The organism is Yoonia sp. 2307UL14-13 (assembly GCF_037572755.1).
In the GTDB taxonomy this organism is placed as follows: domain Bacteria; phylum Pseudomonadota; class Alphaproteobacteria; order Rhodobacterales; family Rhodobacteraceae; genus Yoonia.
On record NZ_JBBIFZ010000001.1, the window covers coordinates 568348 to 592632 of the forward strand.

Annotated in this window: 29 protein-coding genes; 14 read left to right on the forward strand and 15 right to left on the reverse strand. The window is 58.9% G+C overall.

Annotated features, from left to right (window positions below):
* Positions 1 to 4: 4 nt before the first annotated feature.
* Positions 5 to 1261 carry a glutamate-5-semialdehyde dehydrogenase gene (locus V8J85_RS02950; protein ID WP_339952064.1) on the forward strand — a complete coding sequence of 419 codons (1257 nt, stop codon included), beginning with the start codon at positions 5 to 7 and terminating at the stop codon, positions 1259 to 1261.
* Here the strand turns inward: V8J85_RS02950 and V8J85_RS02955 are convergent.
* Positions 1258 to 1848, reverse strand: a complete 591-nt coding sequence (locus V8J85_RS02955; RefSeq protein ID WP_339952066.1) for a histidine phosphotransferase family protein — start codon at positions 1846 to 1848, stop codon at positions 1258 to 1260. The two genes, V8J85_RS02950 and V8J85_RS02955, sit on opposite strands and share 4 nt — an antisense overlap.
* Positions 1849 to 1876: 28 nt before the next feature.
* Here V8J85_RS02955 and V8J85_RS02960 point away from each other — a divergent pair, with 28 nt between their 5' ends.
* From V8J85_RS02960 to V8J85_RS02970, 3 genes are all read left to right on the forward strand, one after another.
* Positions 1877 to 2059 carry a DUF3553 domain-containing protein gene (locus V8J85_RS02960; protein WP_339952068.1) on the forward strand — a complete coding sequence of 61 codons (183 nt, stop codon included), beginning with the start codon at positions 1877 to 1879 and terminating at the stop codon, positions 2057 to 2059.
* Between the two features lie 127 nt (positions 2060 to 2186).
* Complete coding sequence (locus V8J85_RS02965; protein WP_339952069.1) at positions 2187 to 2963, forward strand: GNAT family N-acetyltransferase; 777 nt, start codon at positions 2187 to 2189, stop codon at positions 2961 to 2963.
* Positions 2956 to 3804: a lysophospholipid acyltransferase family protein gene (locus V8J85_RS02970; protein ID WP_339952071.1), complete on the forward strand. Its 849-nt coding sequence runs from the start codon at positions 2956 to 2958 to the stop codon at positions 3802 to 3804. The genes V8J85_RS02965 and V8J85_RS02970 overlap by 8 nt, the downstream gene beginning before the upstream one ends.
* On the opposite strand, the gene V8J85_RS02975 is transcribed toward V8J85_RS02970, so the two are convergent.
* A complete protein-coding gene (locus V8J85_RS02975; RefSeq protein WP_339952073.1) occupies positions 3760 to 4392 on the reverse strand; it encodes a thiamine phosphate synthase in 633 nt (210 codons plus the stop codon). The genes V8J85_RS02970 and V8J85_RS02975 overlap by 45 nt on opposite strands.
* A 124-nt stretch (positions 4393 to 4516) precedes the next feature.
* Here V8J85_RS02975 and V8J85_RS02980 point away from each other — a divergent pair, with 124 nt between their 5' ends.
* The 3 genes from V8J85_RS02980 (at position 4517) to V8J85_RS02990 (ending at position 7958) form a co-directional block, all read left to right on the forward strand.
* Positions 4517 to 5257: an RNA methyltransferase gene (locus V8J85_RS02980; RefSeq protein ID WP_339952075.1), complete on the forward strand. Its 741-nt coding sequence runs from the start codon at positions 4517 to 4519 to the stop codon at positions 5255 to 5257.
* Positions 5258 to 5350: 93 nt separating this feature from the next.
* Positions 5351 to 6487, forward strand: coding sequence for a heme A synthase (gene ctaA / locus V8J85_RS02985; RefSeq protein ID WP_339952077.1), 1137 nt, complete (start codon positions 5351 to 5353; stop codon positions 6485 to 6487).
* A 1-nt stretch (position 6488) separates the two neighbouring features.
* Complete coding sequence (locus V8J85_RS02990; RefSeq protein ID WP_339952079.1) at positions 6489 to 7958, forward strand: carboxypeptidase M32; 1470 nt, start codon at positions 6489 to 6491, stop codon at positions 7956 to 7958.
* A gap of 69 nt (positions 7959 to 8027) precedes the next feature.
* Here V8J85_RS02990 and V8J85_RS02995 read toward each other — a convergent pair whose 3' ends face one another.
* A complete protein-coding gene (locus V8J85_RS02995) occupies positions 8028 to 8807 on the reverse strand; it encodes an enoyl-CoA hydratase (RefSeq protein ID WP_339952081.1) in 780 nt (259 codons plus the stop codon).
* Between the two features lie 51 nt (positions 8808 to 8858).
* Between V8J85_RS02995 and V8J85_RS03000 the strand changes: the two genes are divergently transcribed.
* The 4 genes from V8J85_RS03000 to V8J85_RS03015 all read left to right on the forward strand — a co-directional run bounded on the left by V8J85_RS03000 (position 8859) and on the right by V8J85_RS03015 (position 10805).
* On the forward strand, positions 8859 to 9290 hold the full coding sequence (locus V8J85_RS03000) for a PaaI family thioesterase (RefSeq protein WP_339952083.1): 432 nt from the start codon (positions 8859 to 8861) through the stop codon (positions 9288 to 9290).
* Between the two features lie 132 nt (positions 9291 to 9422).
* Entirely contained in the window at positions 9423 to 9884 is a 462-nt protein-coding gene (gene rplM / locus V8J85_RS03005; protein ID WP_339952085.1) for a 50S ribosomal protein L13, read from the forward strand.
* The gene (gene rpsI, locus V8J85_RS03010) at positions 9884 to 10381 is read left to right on the forward strand and encodes a 30S ribosomal protein S9 (RefSeq protein ID WP_339952087.1); all 498 of its coding nucleotides are present in this window, start codon (positions 9884 to 9886) and stop codon (positions 10379 to 10381) included. Before rplM ends, rpsI begins: the two co-directional genes overlap by 1 nt.
* Before the next feature lie 61 nt (positions 10382 to 10442).
* Positions 10443 to 10805, forward strand: a complete 363-nt coding sequence (locus tag V8J85_RS03015; RefSeq protein ID WP_339952089.1) for a hypothetical protein — start codon at positions 10443 to 10445, stop codon at positions 10803 to 10805.
* Here the strand turns inward: V8J85_RS03015 and V8J85_RS03020 are convergent.
* On the reverse strand, positions 10802 to 11038 hold the full coding sequence (locus tag V8J85_RS03020) for an Lrp/AsnC ligand binding domain-containing protein (RefSeq protein ID WP_339952091.1): 237 nt from the start codon (positions 11036 to 11038) through the stop codon (positions 10802 to 10804). The genes V8J85_RS03015 and V8J85_RS03020 overlap by 4 nt on opposite strands.
* Positions 11039 to 11147: 109 nt before the next feature.
* On the opposite strand from V8J85_RS03020, the gene V8J85_RS03025 reads away from it, so the two are divergent.
* The 3 genes from V8J85_RS03025 to V8J85_RS03035 are packed head-to-tail and all read left to right on the forward strand — an operon-like array spanning position 11148 to position 13896.
* Positions 11148 to 12020 carry an ABC transporter permease gene (locus tag V8J85_RS03025; RefSeq protein ID WP_339952093.1) on the forward strand — a complete coding sequence of 291 codons (873 nt, stop codon included), beginning with the start codon at positions 11148 to 11150 and terminating at the stop codon, positions 12018 to 12020.
* Positions 12017 to 12817, forward strand: coding sequence for an ABC transporter permease (locus tag V8J85_RS03030; protein WP_339952095.1), 801 nt, complete (start codon positions 12017 to 12019; stop codon positions 12815 to 12817). The genes V8J85_RS03025 and V8J85_RS03030 overlap by 4 nt, the downstream gene beginning before the upstream one ends.
* A complete protein-coding gene (locus tag V8J85_RS03035) occupies positions 12814 to 13896 on the forward strand; it encodes an ABC transporter ATP-binding protein (protein ID WP_339952097.1) in 1083 nt (360 codons plus the stop codon). Before V8J85_RS03030 ends, V8J85_RS03035 begins: the two co-directional genes overlap by 4 nt.
* 45 nt (positions 13897 to 13941) lie before the next feature.
* Here the strand turns inward: V8J85_RS03035 and V8J85_RS03040 are convergent, their stop codons facing one another.
* The 11 genes from V8J85_RS03040 to V8J85_RS03090 form a co-directional block, all read right to left on the reverse strand.
* Complete coding sequence (locus V8J85_RS03040) at positions 13942 to 14760, reverse strand: hypothetical protein (protein WP_339952099.1); 819 nt, start codon at positions 14758 to 14760, stop codon at positions 13942 to 13944.
* A 151-nt stretch (positions 14761 to 14911) separates the two neighbouring features.
* Positions 14912 to 16603, reverse strand: coding sequence for a flotillin family protein (locus V8J85_RS03045; protein WP_339952101.1), 1692 nt, complete (start codon positions 16601 to 16603; stop codon positions 14912 to 14914).
* Positions 16604 to 16642: 39 nt separating this feature from the next.
* Complete coding sequence (locus V8J85_RS03050; RefSeq protein WP_339952103.1) at positions 16643 to 17341, reverse strand: YqiJ family protein; 699 nt, start codon at positions 17339 to 17341, stop codon at positions 16643 to 16645.
* 270 nt (positions 17342 to 17611) lie between these two features.
* Positions 17612 to 18127, reverse strand: a complete 516-nt coding sequence (locus tag V8J85_RS03055; protein WP_339952105.1) for an acyloxyacyl hydrolase — start codon at positions 18125 to 18127, stop codon at positions 17612 to 17614.
* A 1-nt stretch (position 18128) separates the two neighbouring features.
* Positions 18129 to 18746: a TetR/AcrR family transcriptional regulator gene (locus V8J85_RS03060; RefSeq protein WP_339952107.1), complete on the reverse strand. Its 618-nt coding sequence runs from the start codon at positions 18744 to 18746 to the stop codon at positions 18129 to 18131.
* Positions 18739 to 19608 carry a polyphosphate kinase 2 gene (ppk2, locus tag V8J85_RS03065; protein WP_339952109.1) on the reverse strand — a complete coding sequence of 290 codons (870 nt, stop codon included), beginning with the start codon at positions 19606 to 19608 and terminating at the stop codon, positions 18739 to 18741. The genes V8J85_RS03060 and ppk2 overlap by 8 nt, the downstream gene beginning before the upstream one ends.
* Positions 19609 to 20023: 415 nt before the next feature.
* Positions 20024 to 20623 (reverse strand): nitroreductase family protein, encoded by a 600-nt coding sequence (locus tag V8J85_RS03070; protein ID WP_339952111.1) that lies wholly within the window; start codon positions 20621 to 20623, stop codon positions 20024 to 20026.
* Between the two features lie 30 nt (positions 20624 to 20653).
* Entirely contained in the window at positions 20654 to 21172 is a 519-nt protein-coding gene (locus V8J85_RS03075) for a VOC family protein (protein WP_339952113.1), read from the reverse strand.
* Positions 21169 to 22158, reverse strand: coding sequence for a 1-aminocyclopropane-1-carboxylate deaminase/D-cysteine desulfhydrase (locus V8J85_RS03080; protein WP_339952115.1), 990 nt, complete (start codon positions 22156 to 22158; stop codon positions 21169 to 21171). Before V8J85_RS03080 ends, V8J85_RS03075 begins: the two co-directional genes overlap by 4 nt.
* Positions 22155 to 22991 (reverse strand): fumarylacetoacetate hydrolase family protein, encoded by an 837-nt coding sequence (locus V8J85_RS03085; RefSeq protein ID WP_339952117.1) that lies wholly within the window; start codon positions 22989 to 22991, stop codon positions 22155 to 22157. Before V8J85_RS03085 ends, V8J85_RS03080 begins: the two co-directional genes overlap by 4 nt.
* A complete protein-coding gene (locus V8J85_RS03090) occupies positions 22988 to 24199 on the reverse strand; it encodes a pyridoxal phosphate-dependent aminotransferase (RefSeq protein ID WP_339952119.1) in 1212 nt (403 codons plus the stop codon). The genes V8J85_RS03085 and V8J85_RS03090 overlap by 4 nt, the downstream gene beginning before the upstream one ends.
* Between the last annotated feature and the right edge of the window lie 86 nt (positions 24200 to 24285).

Sequence of the window (24285 nt, forward strand, 5' to 3'; positions counted from 1 at the left end):
ACAGATGAACGACCATGACGCAATCGGGCCCATGATGGCGCAGATCGGCGCAGATGCGCGTCAGGCCGCGACCGCTCTGGCCATGGCGAGTGGCGATGCAAAGCGATCAGCGCTCGAGAAAGCAGCGGATGCGATTTGGACACAGCGCGATCGGATCATAACAGCGAATGCGCAGGACATGGCATATGGCGCCGAAAAGAGGCTGTCAGCCGCCATGATGGATCGGCTGATGCTGGATGAGGATCGGATCAAAGGCATGGCCGACGGGCTCCGTGCCGTCGCCGCACAGAAAGACCCGGTGGGCGACGTCGTCGATGAATGGACCCAGCCAACGGGCCTGCATATCCAGCGTGTCCGGACCCCGATCGGCGTGATTGGCGTGATCTACGAAAGTCGCCCGAACGTGACCGCCGATGCCGGGGCGCTCTGCCTGAAATCCGGTAATGCCGTCATCCTGCGCGGCGGGTCCGAGAGCTTTCACTCCAGCCAAGCAATCCATGCATGCCTCGTGACGGGTCTGGAGGCAGCAGGTCTCCCCGCCGCCGCGATCCAGATCGTCCCGACCCGCGACCGTGCCGCCGTGTCGGCGATGCTGCAGGCCACCGACCATATTGACGTGATCGTGCCCCGCGGCGGCAAGGGCCTTGTCGGGCTGGTCCAGCGCGAGGCGCGGGTGCCTGTCTTTGCCCATCTCGAAGGCATCTGCCACATCTATGTCGATGCCAGCGCCGATCTGGAAAAGGCACGGAAGGTCGTGATCAACGCCAAGACCCGGCGCACTGGGATTTGCGGTGCGGCGGAATGCCTGCTGATCGACAAGGCGTTTCAGGAAAAGCATGGCGATGTGCTGATCACCGATCTGATCGGGGCCGGGGTCGAGGTGCGTGCAGATGCCGGAATCAATGGCAGCGTCGCCGCGCAAGCCGATGATTTCGGGAAAGAATTCCTCGATATGATCATCGCCGCCAAACTGGTGGATGGCGTCGATGGCGCGATCGACCATATCCGCACCTATGGATCGAACCACACCGACGCGATCCTGGCCAAGGATGATGCGACCGCCGACAGGTTCTTTCGCGAACTCGACAGCGCGATCCTGATGCGCAATGCCTCGACCCAGTTTGCCGATGGCGGCGAATTCGGCATGGGGGCCGAGATCGGGATCGCCACGGGCAAACTGCACGCGCGCGGGCCGGTCGGGGCGGCGCAACTGACCAGTTTCAAATATCTCGTGCGTGGCGACGGGACGGTGCGGGCCTAAAAGCGGGCGGTTATCGCGGTCTCGGTGATATCGAGGTCGATCCGACGGGTCTGCGCCGCCAAAAGATCGGGCAAAAGGGCGAACTGAACCTGCGCCGCCGTATGATCGAACGGGGCGTCCGGTTGCGTCAGCGTCTCCCAAAGGGCGGCGTCGACCTTCAACCGGCTGCCTGTGGCCGTGATCACCCAGCGATCGCCATCCAATGTGATGCGAACATCGCCGCCGAGGGGCAGGGCCGTCTCGACACATAACAGCATCAGAAAGGCGCAGCGCACCATCGGGCGCGGCTGTTCGACAGCAACTTGCCAGTCGTATTCGAAACGGGTGCCCGCCGCGATATCCCGCAAGATCCCCTGCACCTCCGATGTGCCGACCATCTGTCCCTCACCAGCCGACCCGAAAGCGATTCGAAAGAACCGAATTCGCGCATTGGCGTTTTCCACGCTGTCGGTGATCAGGTCCATTTCGGCGGGTGCGCTGCCACCCGTCAGCGCCAGCAATTCGATCCCGTTGCCGATCGCCCCGATCGGGCTGATCAGATCATGACAGATGCGCGACCCGACAAGTGCTGCAAGATCACGTGACATCAGCGTACCCTCCGGCTAAATGCGTAACATGAACGAATTGAACGCCCTTCTGAGCCCGGGGATGATTGTCCGCCATCCGACCCAACCTGATTGGGGCGAGGGGCAGGTGCAATCGAACATCGACGGCAGGATCACCGTGAATTTCCGGGATGAAGGCAAGGTCGTGATCGATGGCAATCATGTCGAATTGATCCTGGTGCAAGCGGGCTAAGAACCACAACCAAGGGTGGCGTCATTTAGGTTATGTCAATTTTTATCAACCCTAGCTAGCGCGGAATTGGTTGCCAAAAGGTTACCGGCTTTCTAGAAACCGCGCGGGGCAGGCGGGACAGCGCGATATGAGCCGAGAGGCACCGATATTTCAGGTCTCGATCGCCGAAACGCGGACAGAGATCGCCGCGGCGCAACGGCTGCGTTACGAGGTGTTCGTGAAAGAACTGGGCGCGGATGGCCCGATGATCGATCATGCGGCTGGGCTGGAACGCGACCGTTTCGACGATTTCGCCACGCATATCCTTCTGCGCGACAAACATCGGAGCCCGGATGATCAGATTGTCGGCGCTTACCGCGTGATGACCCCGGCGGATGCGGCGCGGGCGGGCCAATTCTATTGCGCCGATGAATATGATCTGGCGCCCCTGACCCAGGGTGGTCTGCGCCTGATGGAACTGGGCCGGTCCTGCATCCACAAGGACTATCGTGGTGGGCCGGGCCTGATGCATCTGTGGTCCGGCATTGCCGATCTTGTTGCAGCGCAAAAAACAGATGTGCTGTTCGGGGTCGCCTCTTTCCATGGCACCGATGTGCATGCGCTTGCCGCTCCGCTTAGCCTGCTGCACGATCGGCATTTGGCGCCACCACCGCTGCGGGTCGGCGCGCGCCAGCCCGGGCACCATGCGATGAACCTCGTGCCACCCGATGACATCGACCGACTGGCGGTCATGCGGCAGATACCCGCCCTGATCAAGGCCTATCTGCGGCTTGGGGCGGTGGTCGGTGACGGCGCATTTATCGATCACGCCTTCAACACGACCGATATCTGCCTGATCCTGGCAACAGATGCCATCGGCGCGATGCAGCGCCGCATCTACGCGCGAGGGCGGGGGCTTGGCTGAGACGTGGTATGGCGAAGCGCCGGTGCCCGATCCGCCCCGGATGACACCGGGCGGATGGGTCAGGGTCGTTCTGCGCGCCGTGCCCTTGGTGACGCTGGTCTTTGGCGGGTTGATCGTGATGCTACTGGTGCGCCTGATCGAGCGTCCGATTTACGGCCTGCGGCGGCCAGTCACGCCCTACATCACCCAATGCGTCTGTCGAGGGTTCTTTGTGATTCTCGGAATGACGCACAAGACCGTGGGACACCCAATGAAAGGGCCAGGCGCCGTCGTGGCCAATCACGTGTCCTGGCTGGATGTGTTTGCACTGAACCTGCGCAAGCGGATCTATTTCGTTTCCAAGGCCGAGGTGTCGCAATGGCCGGGCGTCGGCTGGCTGGCCCGCGCGACCGGCACAGTGTTTATCGAACGAAATCGGCGCAGCGCGGCGGCGCAGGTGGCGTTGTTTCGCGAACGTCTTGCGGTCGGGCACAAACTGCTTTTCTTCCCCGAGGGTACATCGACGGACGGCCAGCGGATTCTGCCGTTCAAACCCACCCTCTTCGCCGCCTTTTTCGATCCTGCCTTTGGCGATGCGCTTCAGATTCAGCCCGTCACGCTGTGTTATCAGGCACCGGACGGGCAGGACCCGCGTTATTATGGCTGGTGGGGAGATATGCGTTTCGGGGGCAGCATGGTCACCATGCTCGCCACACCAAGACATGGGCGGGTCACGGTCATTTATCATGATCCGGTCAAGGTCGCCGCTTTCGATGATCGCAAGCAGCTCGCGCGCGCGACCGAAGGCATGGTGCGCTCAGGCTTGCTCCGTCATCGCGGCCCGCAGATCGACAAGGGCTGAAACGGGCGCGTCCTGCCGCCAAATCTCATCCCCGATCCCGAAAAAGTCGGTATGGGGGGCAAGGGTGCGGATCAGGTCCGGCGACAGCGCACCTTCGGCGACGACCGGTACTTCGATCATCATCGACCACCATGCGAACAGCTCTTCCTCGGCCTGCCGCCCATCGCCAAGGGTGGTGACGCCAGCGGGGCCGAAACTGATGTAGTCTGCACTGAGTTCGCCTGCCGTCATGCCGTCATGCCGGGAATTGCCGCAAAAACTGCCGACGATGGCATCATCGCCAAGCTGTTTGCGCACCTTCCCGACCGACCGGGCCCCATCGGCCAGATGCACGCCGTCCAGTCCCAACCGTTCGACCATCATCATATGGCTGTCGATGACCAGCGCGACATCGCGCTGATGGGTGACCTCGCGCAGGGCATCGCCCGCCTTGGCGATCCGCGTCTCGTCCTTGGTGGACAGCGCCAGCCGCACACAGGCGACAGGCACCTGATCCAGGCAGGCGGCCAGCTGATCGGGAAAGGTCAAAAGATCGAACTCGGTCGGGGTGATCAGGTAAATCTGCGGGTGGTCTTGGTCATCCGACATCGGGGCGTTCCGGAATTCTGTTTTGTTCGGAACCTTTTAGCGGGGATGTCATGTCTTGACCATGGGTGTCCTTGCCTTGGCAGCGGGTGCGGCGTATCAGGCGGCTGCCGCGAAAGGAGGCCCGATGCCCAGCGATACCCAACAACCTGCCTTCGTGCTGATCCGGCCCCAGATGGGCGAAAATATCGGTGCGGCCGCGCGCGCGATGTGGAATTTCGGGTTGGACCGGATGCGGGTCGTGGCACCTCGGGATGGGTGGCCGAACCAGAAGGCGGTGGCGATGGCCAGCGGGGCGGGACGGTTGCTGGATGAGGCACAGCTTTATGACGACACCGCCGGGGCAATCGGCGATTGCGACTTTGTCTATGCAACGACGGCACGGCCGCGCGATTTGACAAAGCCGGTCTTTACGCCCGAGGCCGCGATGGAAGACGCGCGCCAGCGGATCGCGGCAGGCGGGAAAGTGGCCGTGCTGTTCGGCCCCGAACGCGCGGGGATGGAAAACGACGATATCGCGCGCGCCAATGCGATCATCTCGGTCCCCGTAAACCCCGACTTTCCGTCATTGAACCTGGCCCAGTGTGTTTTGCTGACGGGCTATGAATGGCGACGGTCGACCGTGCCGACCCGGCCGGTGACGGACGGCGGGGTGAGCGAACCCGCCGAACAGCTGGAAATCGACAAGCTGGCGCAGCACTACGAAGAGCGGCTGGAGACGGCGGGTTTCTTTTTTCCCGACCACAAGGCAGCCAACATGAAACTGAACATGCGCAACCTTTGGTCCCGGATGCCACTGACGCGGGCGGACGTGCAGATGCTGCATGGGATCATGCGGCAGATGGTGCGCTGGAAAGAAAGAGGGTAGGCGGGTCGAGACCCACCTTACGGTGCGGTACTCTGACGCTTGCAGCCGGTGGGGCCGGGGCCTAGGTTCCAGCCAGATCAAGACGGAGACATCATGGCCGCGAAACGCAGCATTTTCGAAGAGGTTGGGGATACGCCGCGCCAGACCGCGGCACCGGGTGCCATCGATGCCGCAGGCCAAGGTGCACGCGGTCTGATCCGGGGTTGGCTGATGGTGCTGTTCGCGCTGGTCGTCGTGATGATCGCGGTGGGCGGATTGACCCGGCTGACCGATAGCGGGCTGTCGATCACGGAATGGGCCCCGTTGACGGGTGCGCTACCGCCCATGTCGGCCGCGGCATGGGAGGCGGAATTCGACAAGTACCGTGCGATCCCGGAATACCAACTGCAGAACCGCGGCATGACCATGGCCGAATTCAAGATCATCTATTGGTGGGAATGGGGGCATCGGCAGTTGGGCCGTGTCATCGGGCTCGTCTGGGCCGCCGGGTTCCTGTTCTTTCTCGCGACACGGAAAATCCCCACGGGCTGGACGGGTCGTTTGCTGTTTCTGGGCGCCTTTGGTGGCCTGCAGGGGTTCATCGGCTGGTGGATGGTGTCTTCGGGCCTCCAAGAAGGGATGCTGGACGTCGCCTCCTATCGGTTGGCCACGCATCTAGGCCTTGCCTTCGTGATCCTTGGCTTCATCGCATGGTATATTTACCGTCTCGGTCGGACGCAGGCCGAACTCTTGCAGGCCCGGCGGGAAGGGAACCCGCGCCTCGCGATGCTGGGCTCGGTTCTGGTTGGTTTCGCCTTCTTGCAGATCCTGCTGGGCGCGCTGGTCGCCGGGATCGACGCGGGCCGCGCCTATCCCGATTGGCCGCTGATGGCTGGCGGGTTCCTTCCGCCGCAACCGTTCGATCTGCAACCCGTTTGGCGGAATTTCTTCGAGGATGACGGGCTGGTGCAATTCATGCACCGTATGGCGGGGTATCTGCTGTTTCTGTTTGCGATCGCCGTCTGGATACGCGCCCGGCGATCGGCAAACGCGCAGACCCGTTTCGCGTTCAACGCGATCGTGGGGGTGATGCTGTTGCAGATGGTGCTGGGCATCGTGACCGTCATCTATTCCGCCCCGTGGCACGTCGCGATCGTGCACCAATTCGGTGCCGTCATTCTATGGGCACTGATCCTGCGCGGTCGTTTCCTCGCCCGATATCCCATCCCACAATCCGTGAGAGGCACGTGACATGAGTGCATATAAAGACCTGATGGCGTTTCAGCGTGACACCGAAGCGTTGGGGCAGATTGCCGGGCGACTGGGCTGGGACCAGGAAACCGTGATGCCCGTGGGTGCGACCCCGCAACGGGCCGAGGAACACGGGGCCATGGCCAACGTGCTGCACGCGCGCCGGATCGACCCGCGCGTGGGGGAATGGCTGGAAAAGGCCGAAGCGGCGGATGAGGTCGCGGCGGCGAACCTGCGCGAAATCAGGCGCAGTTACGAACGCACGGCCAAAGTGCCTGCGACACTGGCCGCGGAACTGGCGAAAACGACATCGCTTGCGCATCGTATCTGGGCGCAGGCCCGGGCCGACGAAGACGTGGCCGCATTCCTGCCGATCCTGGAAAAGGTCGTGGACCTGCGCAAGCAAGAAGCGGCGGCGATTGCGGGCAACGATGATCCCTACGATGCGTTGCTGCAGGATTACGAACCGGGCGCGACGGCTGCAGGCCTGAGCGCGATATTCGACGCGCTGCGACCACGGCTGGTGGCCCTGCGGGCGGCGATCCTGGACAAGCCCGCGCCTGCTGCGCTCTGGGGCACGTTCGACGAGGCGGCGCAGCTGGCCTTATCGGAAAAGCTGGCCCTGACCTTCGGCTATGACGTCCAGCACGGACGGATCGACAAGGCGGTGCATCCTTTCATGTCCGGCTCGGGCCTGGATGTGCGGATCACGACCCGGACCGAAGCTCACGATCCGTTCAACTGCTTTTATTCGACGATCCACGAGGTCGGGCATGCGACCTATGAACAGGGGATCGATGCGGCATATCTGCTGACCCCTTTGGGCAGCGGCGCATCGATGGGCGTGCATGAAAGCCAAAGCCGCATCTATGAAAACCAGTTGGGACGCAGTCGGGCGTTCACCGGGTGGCTTTACGGGCAGATGCGCGACGCTTTCGGTGATTTCGGAATAGCGGATGAAGAGGGGTTCTATGCCACGGTGAACCGCGTGCATGACGGGTTCATCCGGACCGAGGCGGATGAGGTGCAGTATAACCTGCATGTGCTGCTGCGGTTCGATCTGGAGCGGGCGCTGATGGCGGGTGATCTGGTCGTGGGTGACCTCGAAGCGGCATGGAATGACCGGTTCAAGGCGGATTTCGGTTTCGCCGTCGACAAACCGTCGAACGGGCTGTTGCAGGATGTGCATTGGTCCGAAGGGCTGTTCGGGTATTTCCCGACCTATAGTTTGGGCAATGTTTACGCGGGGTGTCTGTATGCCGCCCTGCGCGCGGCTTTGCCTGATCTGGATGATGATCTGGCCAAGGGTGACACGACGCGGGCGATCAGCTGGCTGCGCGAGAACCTGCAGCGTCATGGGGGCTTGCGGATGCCGGTCGAAACGATCGAACACGCGACAGGGAGCACGCCGACCGAGGCACCGCTCTTGGATTATCTTGAGGCCAAGTTCGGCGACATCTACGGTCTGTAGTCAATAGGTGCGGCTCCGCCGCATTACATTTTAGGTGCCTCCGGCGGAGGTATTTTCGAACAAAAGAAGTTACCAGTCGGGGTGCCGTTTTTCGAGGAAGGCGGTGATGCCTTCATCGGTATCTTCGTCCATCATGTTTCGCGCCATGACATCCCCGGTAAAGCGATAAGCCTCTGCCGTGGGCAGCTCAATCTGCTGGTAAAAGGATTCCTTGCCGTATCTGACTGCCGCCGGCAGTTTCTTGGCGATCGCAGTGGCCAGTTCCTGTGTTTCACGCTCCAGCGCATCGGCGTGGACAGCCCGATTGATCAGGCCCAGATCCTGCGCCTCTCGCGCGTTGACGAACCGGCCCGTCGTCAGCATCTCGAACGCGGCCTTGCGGTGGATGTTGCGGGTCAGCGCGACCATGGGGGTCGAACAGAACAGCCCGATATTGACGCCGTTCACCCCGAAGCGGGTATCGTCGCTCGCAATGGCCATGTCGCAGGTCGCGACCAGTTGGCAGCCCGCGGCGGTGGCAATGCCGTGAACCTGGGCGATGACCGGTTGCGGGATCGACTGAATGCGCAGCATCAGCGCGGCGCAGCGATCGAACAGGTCTTTGAAATAGGCCGCACCGCCATCTTCCGCCTGCCGTCCGGCTTGCATCTCTTTCAGATCATGACCCGCGCAGAACGCCTTGCCGGTGCCTTTGAGGATCACGGCACGGACGCTCGTGTCGTCTGCGATGTCGTCCAGAGCGCCATGCAGGGCGGCCAGCATCGCATCGGACAAGGCATTCAAACGGTCCGGTGCATCCATCGTCAGGGTGGCGACAGACGCTGCGTCATTGCGGTGAAGGATTGTCATAAAGCTGTCCTCATGCTGATTTGACCTCAGGTTAAGCGGGGGAGGCGCAAGATGAAACCACAGATGGACATACCGGCCCTGCAGGCGTTCGTGGCGCGAGAGTTTCCGCAACTGGGTGACGATTTCGTCATCGAAGAGTTGACCAAAGACGGCGTAAGGGTGCGTTTGAAGGTGGCCGAACGGCATCTGCGCCCCGGCGGTACGGTGTCGGGGCCGTCGATGTTCGCGCTTGCGGATGTGGGCATGTATCTGGCGATCCTGGCGCGGATCGGACCCGTGGCACTTGCGGTGACGACGAATTGCGCGATCGATTTCATGCGCAAACCCGCCGCTGACGCGGACATGATCTGCGAGACCACGTTGCACAAGCTCGGGAGGGTCCTCGCCGTGGGGGATGCGATGCTGTATAGTGTCGGCCTGGACGCGCCTGTCGCGCGGGCTTCGTTGACCTATTCAATACCTCCGAGTGTTGGGGTAAAATAATACCTAATTTATACTGCATTGATATTACTGATATATTTCGCGCATACGGCGCTTGACTGCGCATCGCGCCCCTTTATAACGCCCCAATCCGAATGACAGCGGCCCACGCCGCCCCAACGATATTGGTGAGATATGAAAACCTTTACCGCGACCCCGGCGGATATCGACAAGAAATGGATCCTGATCGATGCCGAAGGCGTCGTTCTGGGCCGTCTTGCCTCGATCATCGCTATGCGCTTGCGTGGCAAGCACAAACCATCCTTCACGCCGCATATGGATATGGGCGACAACGTGATCGTCATCAACGCTGAAAAGGTCCAGATGACCGGCAACAAGCGTGATGAAAAGTATTACTGGCACACCGGTCACCCCGGCGGGATCAAATCCAAGACCAAGGCCGAGATCCTCGAAGGTGCGCATCCAGAGCGTGTTGTGATGAAAGCCGTTCAGCGGATGCTGCCCGGCGGCAAGCTCAGCCGTCAGCAAATGACCCATCTGCGCGTCTTTGCGGGTACTGAACATGGCATGGACGCCCAGAAGCCAGAGGTTCTGGATGTCAAATCCATGAACAAGAAAAACACGAGGACTGCATAATGGCCGATCAAGTGAACTCGCTCGAAGAGCTGGGCCAAGTCGCCGAAGGTGTTGAAGCGTCTGAAGCTGTCGTTGAAACGGCCACCCCCCGTGAACCTGTCCGTGACGAACTGGGCCGGTCCTACGCCACAGGCAAGCGGAAAGATGCGGTCGCCCGCGTCTGGATCAAGCCAGGTTCTGGCAAGGTCACCGTGAACGGCAAAGAGATGAACGTCTACTTTGCCCGTCCCGTTCTGCAGATGATCCTGGCGCAGCCCTTCTCTGTCGCCGGCGTCACCGATCAGTTCGACGTTGTGGCGACCGTCAAAGGTGGCGGTCTGTCGGGTCAGGCTGGTGCGGTTAAGCACGGTGTTTCCAAGGCACTGCAGCTTTACGATCCGTCGCTGCGCCCCGCGCTGAAAGCTGCGGGCTTCCTGACCCGCGACAGCCGCGTGGTCGAGCGGAAGAAATACGGTAAGCGCAAGGCGCGCCGCAGCTTCCAGTTCTCGAAGCGTTAATTGTCAAAAAGGGGCGGTCCAGCGGGCCGCCCTTTTTCGTTGTCGGGTGAGGTTGCGCGAAATGGCTTCCGATGAATGGGGTGACGCGATAACGGTCGGGCGGCTATTCGATCGCAAACCATCACGTTGGGGCTTGCGCGGGGATGAGCCGCTTTGGGAAGAATTGCAAAGTAGGCTCGCGGATGTCGCATTGCCTGATACCGTTGAAGATTTTCAGCGCCTGCTTGAAAACGCGTTTTGGGAAGCGACCGGTCAAAGTCTCGCATTCTGCCGTGACTTTGGTGTCCCCCGCTTTGATCGGGGTGGTATGTCGGGTGGAATGGTGAACGGTGACTTTTGGCGCAACGAGGGGTTTCCGCAGATCATTATGCGCTATCGCGCGGCCAAAACGGCAACCGGAACGATCTGGGATACGTGGCGTTAGAACGCCTTGAACGTCAATGTCGTCAACGTGCGTTCGATCCCGTCGATATCCAGCACATTATCATTGATGTATTTCCCCACATCCGCGCCCTCGGGGATGTAGAGCTTCATCAATAGGTCGTATTCCCCGCTGGTCGAATACAGTTCCGAATGGATTTCGCGCAACGCGATCGCGTCGGCCACATCGTAACCCGTTCCGGGGCGGCAGCGGATTTGGACGAAAACACAGTTCATGCGGGCCTCTGGCTTGGGGTTCCTCGCGACCTTAGCGCCTGACCCCGGCAATGCAAATTCCCCGCGATGCCGTATTGATCTTTTCCCTTACGCAGGAAAGCATCGACGCATGTGGCGGAAACCGACAATTACCGAGGGCGCGCGCGGCTGGTTGATGATCAGCCCACCGTTCTTCTACGCCTTGGCGCTGATGGCGGTGCCGCTTTGCGCAATCGTGCTGTTCAGTTTCTGGACACAGGATTTCATGACCGTCGATACGACCTTCACCCTCAACAACTACCGGGAAATCGCGGAAAAGCCGATCTATACCGCGCTGTTGCAGCGGTCGCTTTACGTCTCCACCTGTGTGACGATCGTCACAGTTTTGCTCGCCTTTCCAGTTGCTTATTACGTGTCTTTCTACGTTAAGCCGGAACGGAAATCGCTGTGGCTGTTCCTGATCACGATCCCATTCTGGACGTCCTATCTGATCCGCGTCTTCCTGTGGAAGGTGATCCTGGGCTTCAACGGTGTCATCAATACCGGCCTCATCAATATCGGGCTGATCGAGGAACCGCTGACCTTTATCCTTTATAACGTGAACGCCGTGATCATCACCTTGGCCCACGCCTTTGCGCCTTTCGCGATCCTGCCGATCTTTGTCGCGCTGGAAAAAATCGACCGGTCGCTTCTCGAGGCCGCGCAGGACCTTGGCGAAAACAGGGTGATGACCTTCTTTCGGGTCACATTGCCGCTGGCCATGCCCGGTGTTGTCGCGGCGGTACTGATCGTCTTCATCCCGACGATCGGCGATTATGTCACGCCGGAATTGATGGGCGGGGCCGGGGGTAAGTTGATCGCCAACATGATCCAGACGCAATTTTTGGCTTTGAACAATGCGCCACTGGGCGCAGCCCTGGCCGTCGTTGCGATGGTGTCGGTCTCGGCCATTGCGCTGTTCTTCGTGCTGCTCAACCGTCGTTGGCTGCGGGGGCGGTCATGAGCCTGCGTATCTACGCCATCATTTACCTCATCTTCCTATACGCACCCATCGCACTGTTGCCGCTTTTTGCGTTCAACGACGCCACCATCATCGCCTTCCCGCTGACCGGTTTTACCGGCAAATGGTTTGGCGAGTTGATGAACAACACATCGCTGCATACCGCCGTAGGAAACTCGCTTTTCATCGCGGTGATGACGGCAATCCTGTCAACGCTTTTGGGCATCTGCGCCGCAAGGGCAGGGGCCATGTACCGCTTTCCGCTGAAGGCGGGTGTGACCGGTTTCATCATGCTCCCCCTTGTTTTGCCCGAGATTATCGTCGCCGTGTCGTTACTGATCGTCGTCGTGCAAATCTTCGGGTGGAGCCTGTCGAACTGGACGATCATCGCGGCCCACGTTCTGATCTGCACACCATTTTGCATCGCGATCCTGAACGGCGCGTTCCAGAACCTCGACCCGTCGATGGAAGAGGCGGCGATGGATTTGGGCGAAAGCCGGTTCGGCGCCTTTCGGTCGGTGACATTGCCGCTGATCATGCCGGGGATCATTTCCTCGATGCTGATCGCATTCACCATCTCGCTCGACGAATTCATCATCGCGTTTTTCCTGTCCGGGACCAGCCCGACCATGCCGGTCTACATCTGGGGACTCCTGCGCTTCCCGCAATCGCTACCGGTCGTCATGGCCTTGGGCACGATCCTCGTCGCGCTGTCCATTCTGTTGCTGACCATCGCAGAGATCCTGCGCCGCCGGGGCATGGCCCGCGCAGGCGTCAAAGACAAAGGAGGGTTTTTGTGAGCCCGTTGATCAGCCTGAAGGGTGTGAACAAGTATTATGGCGACTATCACGCACTGCGCGATATCGACCTGACCATCGATCAGGGCGAATTCTTCTCGCTGCTGGGGCCGTCTGGGTGCGGAAAAACGACACTCCTACGCACGATCGCCGGTTTCGAAAGCGTGTCCAGCGGGGTCGTGGCGATCGCTGGCAAGGACATGGCGGGTGTCCCCGCCAATTTGCGGCCCACGAACATGGTGTTCCAATCCTACGCGATTTTCCCGCATCTCAGCGTCGCCGAAAACGTGGCGTTCGGGCTGCGCAAACGGTCTGATCTGAATAAACAGGCCAAGACTGCGCTGGTCGAAGACGCGCTGGATATGGTCGGGCTTGATGGCTATGGCAAACGCGCGGCCCACGCCCTGTCAGGCGGCCAAAGGCAGCGCGTGGCTCTGGCCAGGGCGTTGATACTCAAGCCAAAAGTCCTGCTGCTCGACGAACCGCTGTCAGCACTCGACAAGAAGATGCGCGAACAGATGCAGGTTGAACTGATGCGCCTGCAGCGGCATGTCGGGATCACCTTCATCCTGGTCACCCACGATCAGGAAGAGGCGTTGGTCATGTCCGACCGCATCGCCGTGATGTTCGAAGGGCGGATCGGGCAACTGGCGGATGCCGAAACACTCTACCGCCGTCCACGCAACCGACAGGTGGCTGCATTTATCGGGAAAATGAACTTTCTGGATGCAACGGTCGAACCTGCGGGCGACACATACACCGTCGATGTCGCAGGGCTGGGCCGGGTGCAAATCGGCGCGGATCAGGTGCCCGAACCGGTCACTGCAGGGCCCGCCTTTGTCGGGCTGCGCCCCGAAACGCTGGACATCCTGTTCGATGACACAGCTGCATCCGCCGTCATCGATGGCACCGTGGATGAGGTCGTCTACTACGGCGACATGACCTACTACGACGTCCGCATCCCGGGCGTCGAAAAGCCCCTCAACATCGCGATGAAAAACGCGATTGGGCGGCCTGTTCTGGATGTCGGGGCCAAGGCACGGGTCGGATGGGACGCGCGGTCGCTTGTGCTGCTCAAATAGCCAGAAAGGATGGCCGGGCACACCGCGATGCACCCGACCCAATGATCATTCCGCGACAAAGATGCCTGCCTCTGTATCTCCCGCTTCATGCAGGATCGACAGACCGCCGATCACCTCGCCACCGTCCGGCCCGGTCAGTAACCCGGCATAGGCACCATCCGACGTGCTTTCGCCAATCCGTCCACCACCGCTGATGGTTCCGGCGAAACCGCCATTTTCGATCGCTGCCAGATCAAGGGTCATATCCTGCCAAGCGTTTTCTCCACCACCTGTACGGTTGGTAATGACACCGGAGATCGTGCTGGTATCGTCAAAGTCCGCAGTCAGCGAAACGTCCCCGAAAATACGTGCGCTTTGGAAGAAAACGACATCGTCCGATGTGCTTTCAACAAACCTGCTGCCGAGGTAGGCACCCGTGTATTCGACATTGCCGGATGTCGGTACGGTCGTCTCACCGTCGCGGGTCAGTTGGACAAAGAATGGCTCAAATTCGTCGTCCGATACAAATTCCTCAAGGGTCGAGCTGACCAGAAAAACTTCACCAGAACCCGAAGACGTATCGCCGTGAATGGCAAGGTCATTAAAGTCACCACGACTTTCGCCGGGAATGTCTTCTGCCCGGCGGGCGGTCAGTCGACCATTGGTGTCGATGCTGAAATCATCATAGTCACGGCCATTGATGGTGATAACCTGCGTGTCAGCATCAAAGCTGGCCTCCAACCCCAACGGGTTCGCGCCAACGACAGTGGCTTGGGTTGCGCCGGCAATGACAGGGGCCTTTTCGCCACCTCCGCCGCCACCGCTACATGCGGCAAGTGTCGCGGCGGCTGGAATAATGAGAAACTTGGTAAATTTACGAGGCATTTTAATAGTCCTTTGCGACTGGATGTGTTGGTCGGTACAAAGGCTACGCACGTCGCCGCCGGGTTATTCTCGTCAGGATTCATTTTTTGTTAATAAAATGAAAAAGCGCCACCCGGGCAGGCGGCGCTTTGGGTATGATAAGGCCCGGTTCTTACGCGGCGGGGGCTGCACCGTTCGCCTTGGGGGCGTCGACCACATCACCTTCCGGCGACTGGATCACCTCGTCCGTTTTCGCTTGCGCAGGGTAGGCGCTGCCCGTCACCTCGGCCAAGCCACCCTCCATGCTCAGCCCCAGTTCCTCACCCAGCTTCTTCATCGCAGGCATCTGCAGCGCCATACCCATGATGCTGTCGAGCGCCTGGTTGACCGGGGCGCCCGACTTCCCGTCACCCGAAGTACCGCCATTCATGCCAGTGACCTGATGGATCTTGATACTGTCGATCTTTTCCGCAGGCTTCACCATTTCGGCCACGATGGCAGGCAGGGCCTCGAGCCGCGCGATGTCGAGCTTCATCTTGATGATCTCGGCGCTCAGCGCGTTTTCGGCACCGGCAATCGCGTGGCGACCTTCGGCCTCGGCCAGCATGTCGCTTTTCTTTGCGTCAGCCCGGATCGTGATCGCGTCAGCATCGGCAGTCGCCTCTTCCTTGAGCGCCGCGGCCCGGTCGCTTGCCGCGTCCTTTTCGGCCTGTGCGGCCAGACGAATCGCGGTTGCCTGACGCTCAGCCTCTTTCGTGGCTTCGATCAGTGCGATCTGCTTGGCACGGTCGGCTTCGGCGACGGCGCGGGCGGTCTCAATCGCCTCTTGCGCTTTCTTGGCTTCGGCGCGGGCCGCGTCGGCGGATGCGCGTGCGCGGCTTTCTTCCTCTGACTTTTGCGCGATGATGATCTGGCGTTCCTGATCGGCGACTTCCAACTCGCGTTCATTGGCGATTTCGGCCTCGCGGATGAAGCGCTCGCGTTCGATTTCGGACGTGCGAATGGCGCGTTCCTTTTCGATACGGGCTTGTTCCTTTGCCTGATCCGAGATTTCCTGATTGCGGATGATTTCCGCCTGCTGCTCGGCCTCAAGGATCTGGATTTCCTTGATCTGTGCGATCTCGGCCTCCTTCTGGTCGCGTTCGATCTGGTACTTCAGACGTTCGGCTTCCATTTCGGCACGGCGAACGGCCACGTCAGCCTCGGCCGTGATCGATGCGCGCTCTTTCTTCGAGGTCGCGATGACCTCGGCCAGTTTGCGCATACCGACGGCGTTAAAGGCGTTGTTTTCGTCAAGTGCCTCAAACGATGTCTGGTCAAGGGCTGTGAGTGACACGGCCTCAAGTTCCAGACCGTTCTTCAAAAGATCCTCCGAAATTGCGTTCTGCACCTCTTGAACAAATTCAGAGCGATTTTCGTGAAGTTCATCCATCGTCATCCGGGCCGCAACGGATCGCAGGCCGTCGATCAGTTTACCTTCGATCATCTCACGCAGTTGTTCGACGTTGAACGTACGGTCGCCAAGGGTCTGCGCTGCGCGGCTGATGCCGTCTTCGGTGGCGTTGACCGAGACGTAGAATTCCACACCCACATCGACCCGCATCCTGTCCTTGGTGATCAGCGATGCGTCGTCCTTGCGGTGAACCTCCAGCCGCAGGGTCTTCATATTGACCTGGCTGATTTCATGCAGGAAGGGGATGGCGATGGTGCCGCCGTCCATGATGACCTTTTTCCCGCCCGATCCGGTTTTGACAAGACTGACCTCGCGCGTCGCGCGTCGGTATAATCGGGCCATGATCAGACCGATGAAAATGAACAGGCCGATGATGGCGGCCGCAATGATAAGTATGGATTGTAACTCCATGTGCTTCTCCTTTGAAATTGTTTGATTTTTTGTGGTCGGTTAAGTGATGTCGACGACGTAGAACATGCCGTTGCGCTTGCGCAGCACGTGGACTTCGGCGCCTTGTCTGATCTCTGCATCGTCTTCCAGCGGTTCGACGCGCAAATAATGGGTGTTGCCGTGGCGGTCTTTGATCTTGGCCTCAGCGGGGCTGCCGCGGCGGGCGGTGCCTTGGGTGATCGTGCCGTAGTGGCCGCCCAGAAAGCGGGTGCGCATGGCGGTGCTTTCGGTTTTGGGCATGATTGCCGCAACCACGGTGGCGATGAAGCGCGTGCAGTAAGCGCTGATCACGGTAGCCGCCGGGATCGTCATGATCAAAGGCAGCGTGAGGCCGGTGATGGCGGTCCCCATTTGCAGGATGACGAGGCCAGACAGACCGAAGATGGTCAGGAAGGACACGAACCAGATTAGGAAGGGTACGTCCTTCAGCCCAAGCCAGCCGAGCAGCCCTGACGGCGCGATATCCGTATCGGGCGTGTTCATTTCGACATCCATCTCCGCGTCGACGTCGAAATCAGCGTCGATATCCATGTCAAAATCGGCATCCAAGTCGATATCGACGTCCGGTGCATCCGATCCGGCGGCCAGCACGCTGCCCCCGAGGATCAGGGCGATGATTTCGAGCAGAAACAGCCCGAAGACGACGCAGAGTGCGATTGAGAATGGGGCGGCTTCAGGTGTCAGAAATGTTGCGATCATTGTCCCTCCATTTGATGTATACATAGGTATACCGCTACATGATTTGAAGGGCTCGCCGGAAAAATATTATTTTTCAATGACATATAAGGGTCATTTGAATGCAAAAAATTTGATCGCTGACTAAAGGATTTGTCAGCGCGGATCACCTCACTCGCGTGTCGGTTGATGCCTTTATTTATACAGTTGATGACAAGCTTGTAACAGAATGCAGACACCGCTACCGGTTTGCACCAACCTGTGGCGAGATTGCACCATATGTTGTGGTTTGGGTCATTCAAAAGTGAACGCATAGCGGATTGCCAGCGTTTCCAGCCCCGGATTGACGTTCTGCGTATCCCCATTCGACCGGTGATCATAGCTGACCGTCAACGTCGCCCCGTTGTCAAAGACGTACCCCGCCCCCAACGCCGACCGGAAATGCAGCGCACCACCCAGATCCGGGCCATCACCGCGCGCATAAAGGCCCGGCATAAACGATGTTTCGATAAAAAACGGCCCGTCAAGGATATTCCGCGTCGTCCATTTCGCCCCGGCGCCGATCCATGCTGCGCCGTCATCGGTGACCGAGGCGCCGTAGGTCAGGTGAAACGGGCCGTAACGATAGGGCGAGTCGTAGCCGACATAAATCTCTTCACCGATATCATCCTCTTGAAAGATCACCTGTGCGCCCTGGATTGACAGCCGGGCAGGGGCGTCTTGCCGGGTCAGGCACCCGTTCGGGCATTCATTGATCTTCATATCGGTCAGGCTGGTCAGAAACCAGATCACGGCAAGCGTTCCGTCCATGTCAGCGATCCGGTGCGATCAGGCCAAGGCCGCGCAGGTAGATGCCGATCCCGCTTTCCAGCAGGTCCTCGGGCGGGAAGGGGCTTTTGGTGCCGGGGTTGGAGCGCGAGAACAGTTCGACAACCCCATGCGACATCGCCCAGATATGGGCGCTGAACATCTGCGGCGGCGGGCGCTTTTCTTCCGGGATATGCTGGCTCAACTCCGCAGCGGCCTTTTCCAGCACACCCATGGCGCGGGTCGCAACGGCGTGCAGTTCGGGCGTACGATTGATCGAGATGCCGGATTCGAACATCGCGATGTAATGGCCCGGATATTTGTTGGCAAAGGCAAGATAGGCGCGCCCCGTCGCCTCGAACGCCGTCAGCGCGGAAGGTTGGCCATCGCTATAGGCATACTCCATCAGATCGCCGAAAATCTCGTATCCCTGATGGGCAGCGGCGGCGATCAGGTCCTCGCGGCCTTCGAAATGACGATAGACGGCGGCGGGGGTCACGCCCGCCTCGCGCGCGGCCTCGGACAGGGTAAACCCGGTCGGGCCCCGCTTTTCGATCAGCGACAAGCACCCTGTGATCAGGGCCTCGCGCAGATTGCCGTGGTGATAACCGCGTTTAGGCATGCCAGAGGTCGGGGCCCCCTGCGATTTCCGGGTCAAGCGGGCCCAGCGCCTTTTCGTCCTTATGGGTGTAATCCAGCCGGTGCAGGATCGACCGGATCGTCTGCACACGTGCGCGGCGCTTGTCGTCCGACCGGATCACGGTCCATGGGGCATCGTCGGTATGGGTACGTTCCAGCGTTTCGCCGATCGCGGCGGAATAGGCATCCCATTTCGCGAGGCCCTCGACATCGATCCAACTGAGCTTCCACTGCTTCAAAGGGTCTTTTTCGCGGTCGAGGAAACGTTTCAGCTGTGTCGCCCGCCCGACATTCAGCCAGATCTTGATCAGCGTGATCCCTTCATCCACCAGCATCTGTTCGAATTCGGGCGTCTGGCTGAACCACCGTTCGCGCTGTTCCGGCGTGCAGAAGCCAAAGACATGTTCGACCACGCCGCGATTGTACCAGGACCGGTCAAAGATGGTCAGCTCACCTTTCGCGGGCAAATGCGCGATGTAGCGCTGGAAATACCATTGATCCGCCTCGGTTTCGGTCGGTTTCGACAGGGCCACGACCTTTGTGTTGCGCGGGTTTAGATTCTCGCGGATACGCTTGATCGTCCCGCCTTTGCCTGCCGCGTCGCGCCCCTCAAAGACGATGGCGATGCGTTGGCCAGTTTCTTTGACCCAGGATTGCATGCGGACCAGCTGAAGCTGCAACCGTTCCAGCGCGTCCTCGTATTCATCCTTGTCCCAACGGTCATCATATGGAAAATCGGGGTTCAGGATTTTCGATTTACCCGCATTTTCGATCGCCTTGCGCACCTCTTTCGGAGCATCCTCGCGGAAATAGCGGCTGATGCCGCCGTCAAAGGGTAAAACCATGAAAACTCTCCCGATCTTCTAAGGACTTATATGGGGGTTTCGGGGGCAGAGCGCAATTCTGGTGTGAGGAGGGGCAGACCCGTGGGGTGGCCTATCGACGGATCGACGCGCCGCGCACGTGTCCCCATCCGGGGCGCAGAGGGACAGGCGGCGTGACATGGCCTAGCAGCCATTCGTGGAGCATGCAGCGAAATTCGGCTGTGAGCCCATTGTACCGGATGCTGCGCCTGGCTCAAATGTCTGCAAAAGAGTGACCGACGTCCGCATCTCGTATGGTTCCGCAAGGTTGCCCTATAAGATTTTTGAAACGTCGTCCGTTTGTTGATGACATCGAGGCTTCAACGAGCTTGTATTGGACAGAAAATCGTCCAAGACCGCCCGCTTTATTTACTGACGCGGTTCTGGCATGTTCCCGCTAGCTCAAAGCAATTCCGAAGCAAAGGTGTAGCACCGGGCTAAAGGGCAATTCCAAACCAAGTGCATCAGCCGTTCGATCGTCGTCGAAACCCGCTACAAGTACCGAACCCAATCCCATGTTGGTGGCCATGAGCATCATATTCTGAGCTGCCGCACCCGCTTCGATTTCGACGTAGCGAGAGCCTCGCCGCCCATATGGTTTTTGGTCTGCGAATGCTCGACACGGTTTTGTGTAGTCAGCGCAAATGGATACGAGTAGAGGGGCATCGGCGATCCAAGTTTGATTGTCTACCGCGGCGTCTCTCAAAAGCGCCTGGACGTCCTTGTCGTGCATCTGCCGGAGCCTGTTTGTTTCTCGATCGACGTCATAAGTGCCGTTTGGCAAGCCGTCGACCCGTCCAGGCACCACAACCAGTCTGAGCGGCTGCAAACCATGCGCAGATGGAACGGTTCTGAGGCCGTCTTCGCTGGTTATGCCTTGCCCGGCCCACAGAATTCTCTCGACCTGTTCCACGGATAGAGCGGCCTTCGAATACCGCCGGACAGATCTTCTGTGTCTTATCGCGTCTTCAAGCGTTGTATTGATCCCACTGCACATGAATGCGGCTCCTTGTTTGACACTCTGCTACTAGCCTGTCGCATTGCTGCCGGATTGGTACTGAATGTCATCCAATGGATTGACACCACGCGCCTCAAAGAGGTGCCAATACGTTTCACTACCGCACTGGGGAACATAGGCCAGTTCGAGCTTCAACCCGTCCGGGTCGGCGAAGAAAACGGCATAATAGCCGGGTTCGTAGCCATAATCGGCAGGCGGGTCGAGGATTTCGACACCATTCTCGACCAGCAGGTTATGAAATTGGTCGACTTGCTCCCGAGTTTCTGCGTTCCAGGCGCAATGATGAAAACCGGCCGCGTAGCGATCATGTGGCTGGGCGTTTTCTGCCACGCTCAATATGAGGAACTGAAGGTTGCCATGTGACGCGGGCATCGCCCATGATAGGCGCGTCTCGGTTCGTTCTACTAGTTTGTAGCCCATAAATTCAGCAAACCGACCGTAGAAAACTTCGGAACGTGGAATGTCTGTAACCGTTAGGCGCAGGTGATTGATTGAGCCTGATTTTCGTGGGGTGTTTTCGTCTATCATCTTTCAGTCTCCTCCAATTCGAATGCCGGAAGTACGGGGACGCCACCAGTATGAATAAAGACCGCTGACCCGTTCTTTGGAATGTCTCCATTGCGGACGAGATCAATCAGACCGGCCATTGCTTTGCCGGTATAGATTGGATCGAGAAAAATCCCCTCCAATTCGGCAACCAATCGGATCGCTTGCCATGTCGCTTGATCGGGCACCCCATAAGATGGTCCTCGATAGGCGTCAGCGATTTCAATCTTAGTGCTTGCGGCGATCTCGCGGGCGTAACCCTCGACCTGTAGCGCTTGGATACAGTGTTCGACCTTTTCGCGCTGTCGATCTTCCGTGGCGCCAACGCTAAGACCGATTACACGCGAGATATTTTTTGCGTGGGGGGCATATGAGATAAACCCGGCCTGACTGCCCCCCGTGCCGGTTGCCAAGATGATGGTTGTATTGGTGGCGGCCAAATGCCCGAGTTGTCGGTCTGTTTCTTCAGCAAGATCTATTGAACCGAGACAACCAAGCGCCGTGGAACCGCCCGCCGGGATAGGATAGGGACGTCGACCTCGTTCCTTCTGGCCATCAACTTCCTGACATAGCAATTCATCGTAGCCGAGAAGCTTCGAGCGGTAATTCAACTCTGCACCGAGAAGCTGATCAAGTTGCACATTGCCCAACTTGTCCTTTTGGCTCCCAGCAACCTCTTCAACGAGTATGCCAACGCCCTGCATACCAAGCGCGCGCGCGACCCCCATGGTTTGACGCACATGGTTGGATTGTGCTGCACCAATCGTGACGAGCGTGTCGCAGTCTTTTAGGCGCGCATCGGCAGCAATGTACTCCAGTTTTCTGAGTTTGTTGCCGCCGCCAGCGATTGGCGTCAGATCCTCTCTTTTGATCCATATGTCGGGCCCGCCAAGATGGTCGCTGAGACGCGGAAGCGGCATTAAGGGTGTCGGGCCATTGAGCAATGATATTTTCGGCGGTTCACTCACGCGACGATCCTAAAGCTTTGATCGCCCAATCCGTCGATGCCGGACTCGACAATGTCTCCGCGCTTCAGCCAAGGCGGGTTGGCACGACCCATGGCGCACCCCTCGGGCGTTCCTGTCATGATCACGTCCCCTTCTTCCAGGGTCATGAGATTGCTCGCATATGCGATGATCTCAGCAACCGAGAAGATCATGTCTGCGGTGGAGCTGCGCTGAACCGTTTCACCGTTCACACGAGTCCACAAACTCAAGGATTGGATGTTTTCAACCTCGTCCGGTGTGACCAAATATGGACCCAGCGGGCAAAACCCATCTGCGCTCTTTCCCTTGGTCCACTGACCGCCCCGGTTCAGTTGAATTTCTCGGTCCGACAGATCGTTCCCAACGGCATAGCCAAAAACATGATCAAGTGCCTGGTCTGTGGTTATGTTTCGAGCCCGGCGCGCGATGACAACGCACAACTCCACTTCCCAATCGAGGGCGTTCGACCAAGATGGGAGATCCACGTCGTCGTTCGCACCAGATAGAGACGTTGGCGATTTCAAGAACAACACCGGTTCTTCCGGTACTTTTGCCCCTGCCTCGTTTACATGTGCGCGATAATTGAGGCCGGCACAGAGAACTTTGCCAGGTCGTGAGATAGGCGGTCCAAACCTTATCGACCCATTGGTTTCGTCGACCACGGGGAACCGATCCAAATCAATCTCGCCTGTGAGTTTATGAAGTGTATTGTGCCCGAAATCCTGCACCAGCGATGTCAGATCCCGCTTCTTGCCGCCTGCGTCAAAGGCACCGGGTCTCTCCTGGCCAACTGCACCCCAACGGAAAAACTTCATGAGCCAACTCCCTTTAGCTGCCCCGTTGCCTCCGCGATGCGCCGCAGTCCTTCAGCGACCCGTTCCGAAGAGGAGCCGAACGACATCCTGATAAAGGGGGACAAACCAAAAGCTCTGCCGGGTACCGTCACAACATGAGCGTGGTGCAACAAGTACATTGCGACATCCACATCGTCCTCAAGCCTGTCACCATTTTGTATTTGTGCGCCAATCAAGCCCTCGCAGCTCGCATACACGTAGAAAGCCCCTTCGCTCGACAAAGCGGACCATCCTGGGATTTGGTTCAGCCCGGAGACCAACATATCGCGACGTTCCTGAAGGAGACGGAGGCGATCGTTCAGATAGTCTTTAGGCCCATTCAGCGCTTCGACAGCCGCAACCTGACTGACATGACATGGGCTGGATGACGCAGGTGCTTGATACCATTTCATCGCAGTGAGCAAGTGGTGTGGCCCGACACCATACCCTATTCGCCAGCCTGTCATTCCGAACGTCTTCGCGACGCCATTGATCACCAGAACACGGTCTCGCAGATGTGGTGCCACATTCAGGATATTGAGAAACTCGGCGTCATCATAGACTTGATGCTCATAGAGATCGTCACTCATCACCGAAACGTGGGGATGTCTTTCCAAAACGTCCGCAATGGCCTGCAACTCCTTTGGGGAGTAGAGCGCGCCGGTCGGGTTGGACGGTGAATTTAGGATCAGCCAGCGAGTGCGGTCAGTGATTGCAGACTCAAGCTTTTGGGGCGTAAGTTTGAACCCTTCCACCTGTGTGGTAGCAAGCTCAACCACGTTCCCACGATTTGCGGTGACACCCAAAGAGAATACTGTCCATGCGGGTGTTGGAATGATGACCTCATCGCCCGGAGACAGTGTGACGGCAAAGGCGTTGAATATGACCTGCGAAGTTCCAGCGCCTACAAAGACCTCTTCATCAGAGAACTCGAGGTTGTTGTCCCGGCTCAGCTTTGCTCGGATCGCAGCCTTCAATTCAGGAGTGCCATCGACATTTGTGTAGAGCACGTGACCTTCTTCGGTGAAAGCATTCGCCGCAGCGATGACGTTGGCAGGGGTCGGAAAATCCATCTGCCCTTGTTCCATCGATACGAGGTCGACACCCTCAGCTGCCAGTCTTCTTGCGTTTTGTGCGAAGGTAAAAAGCAATGGCGGTTCAAAGCGTTCAAAATGATCGATGAGCTTCATGATGCCCTCCCATGTCAATTAGATGCGTCAGCGTGGGATTTGGAAAATGAAACATTTCGATGAGGTCATGAATAAAACTGCTTCGA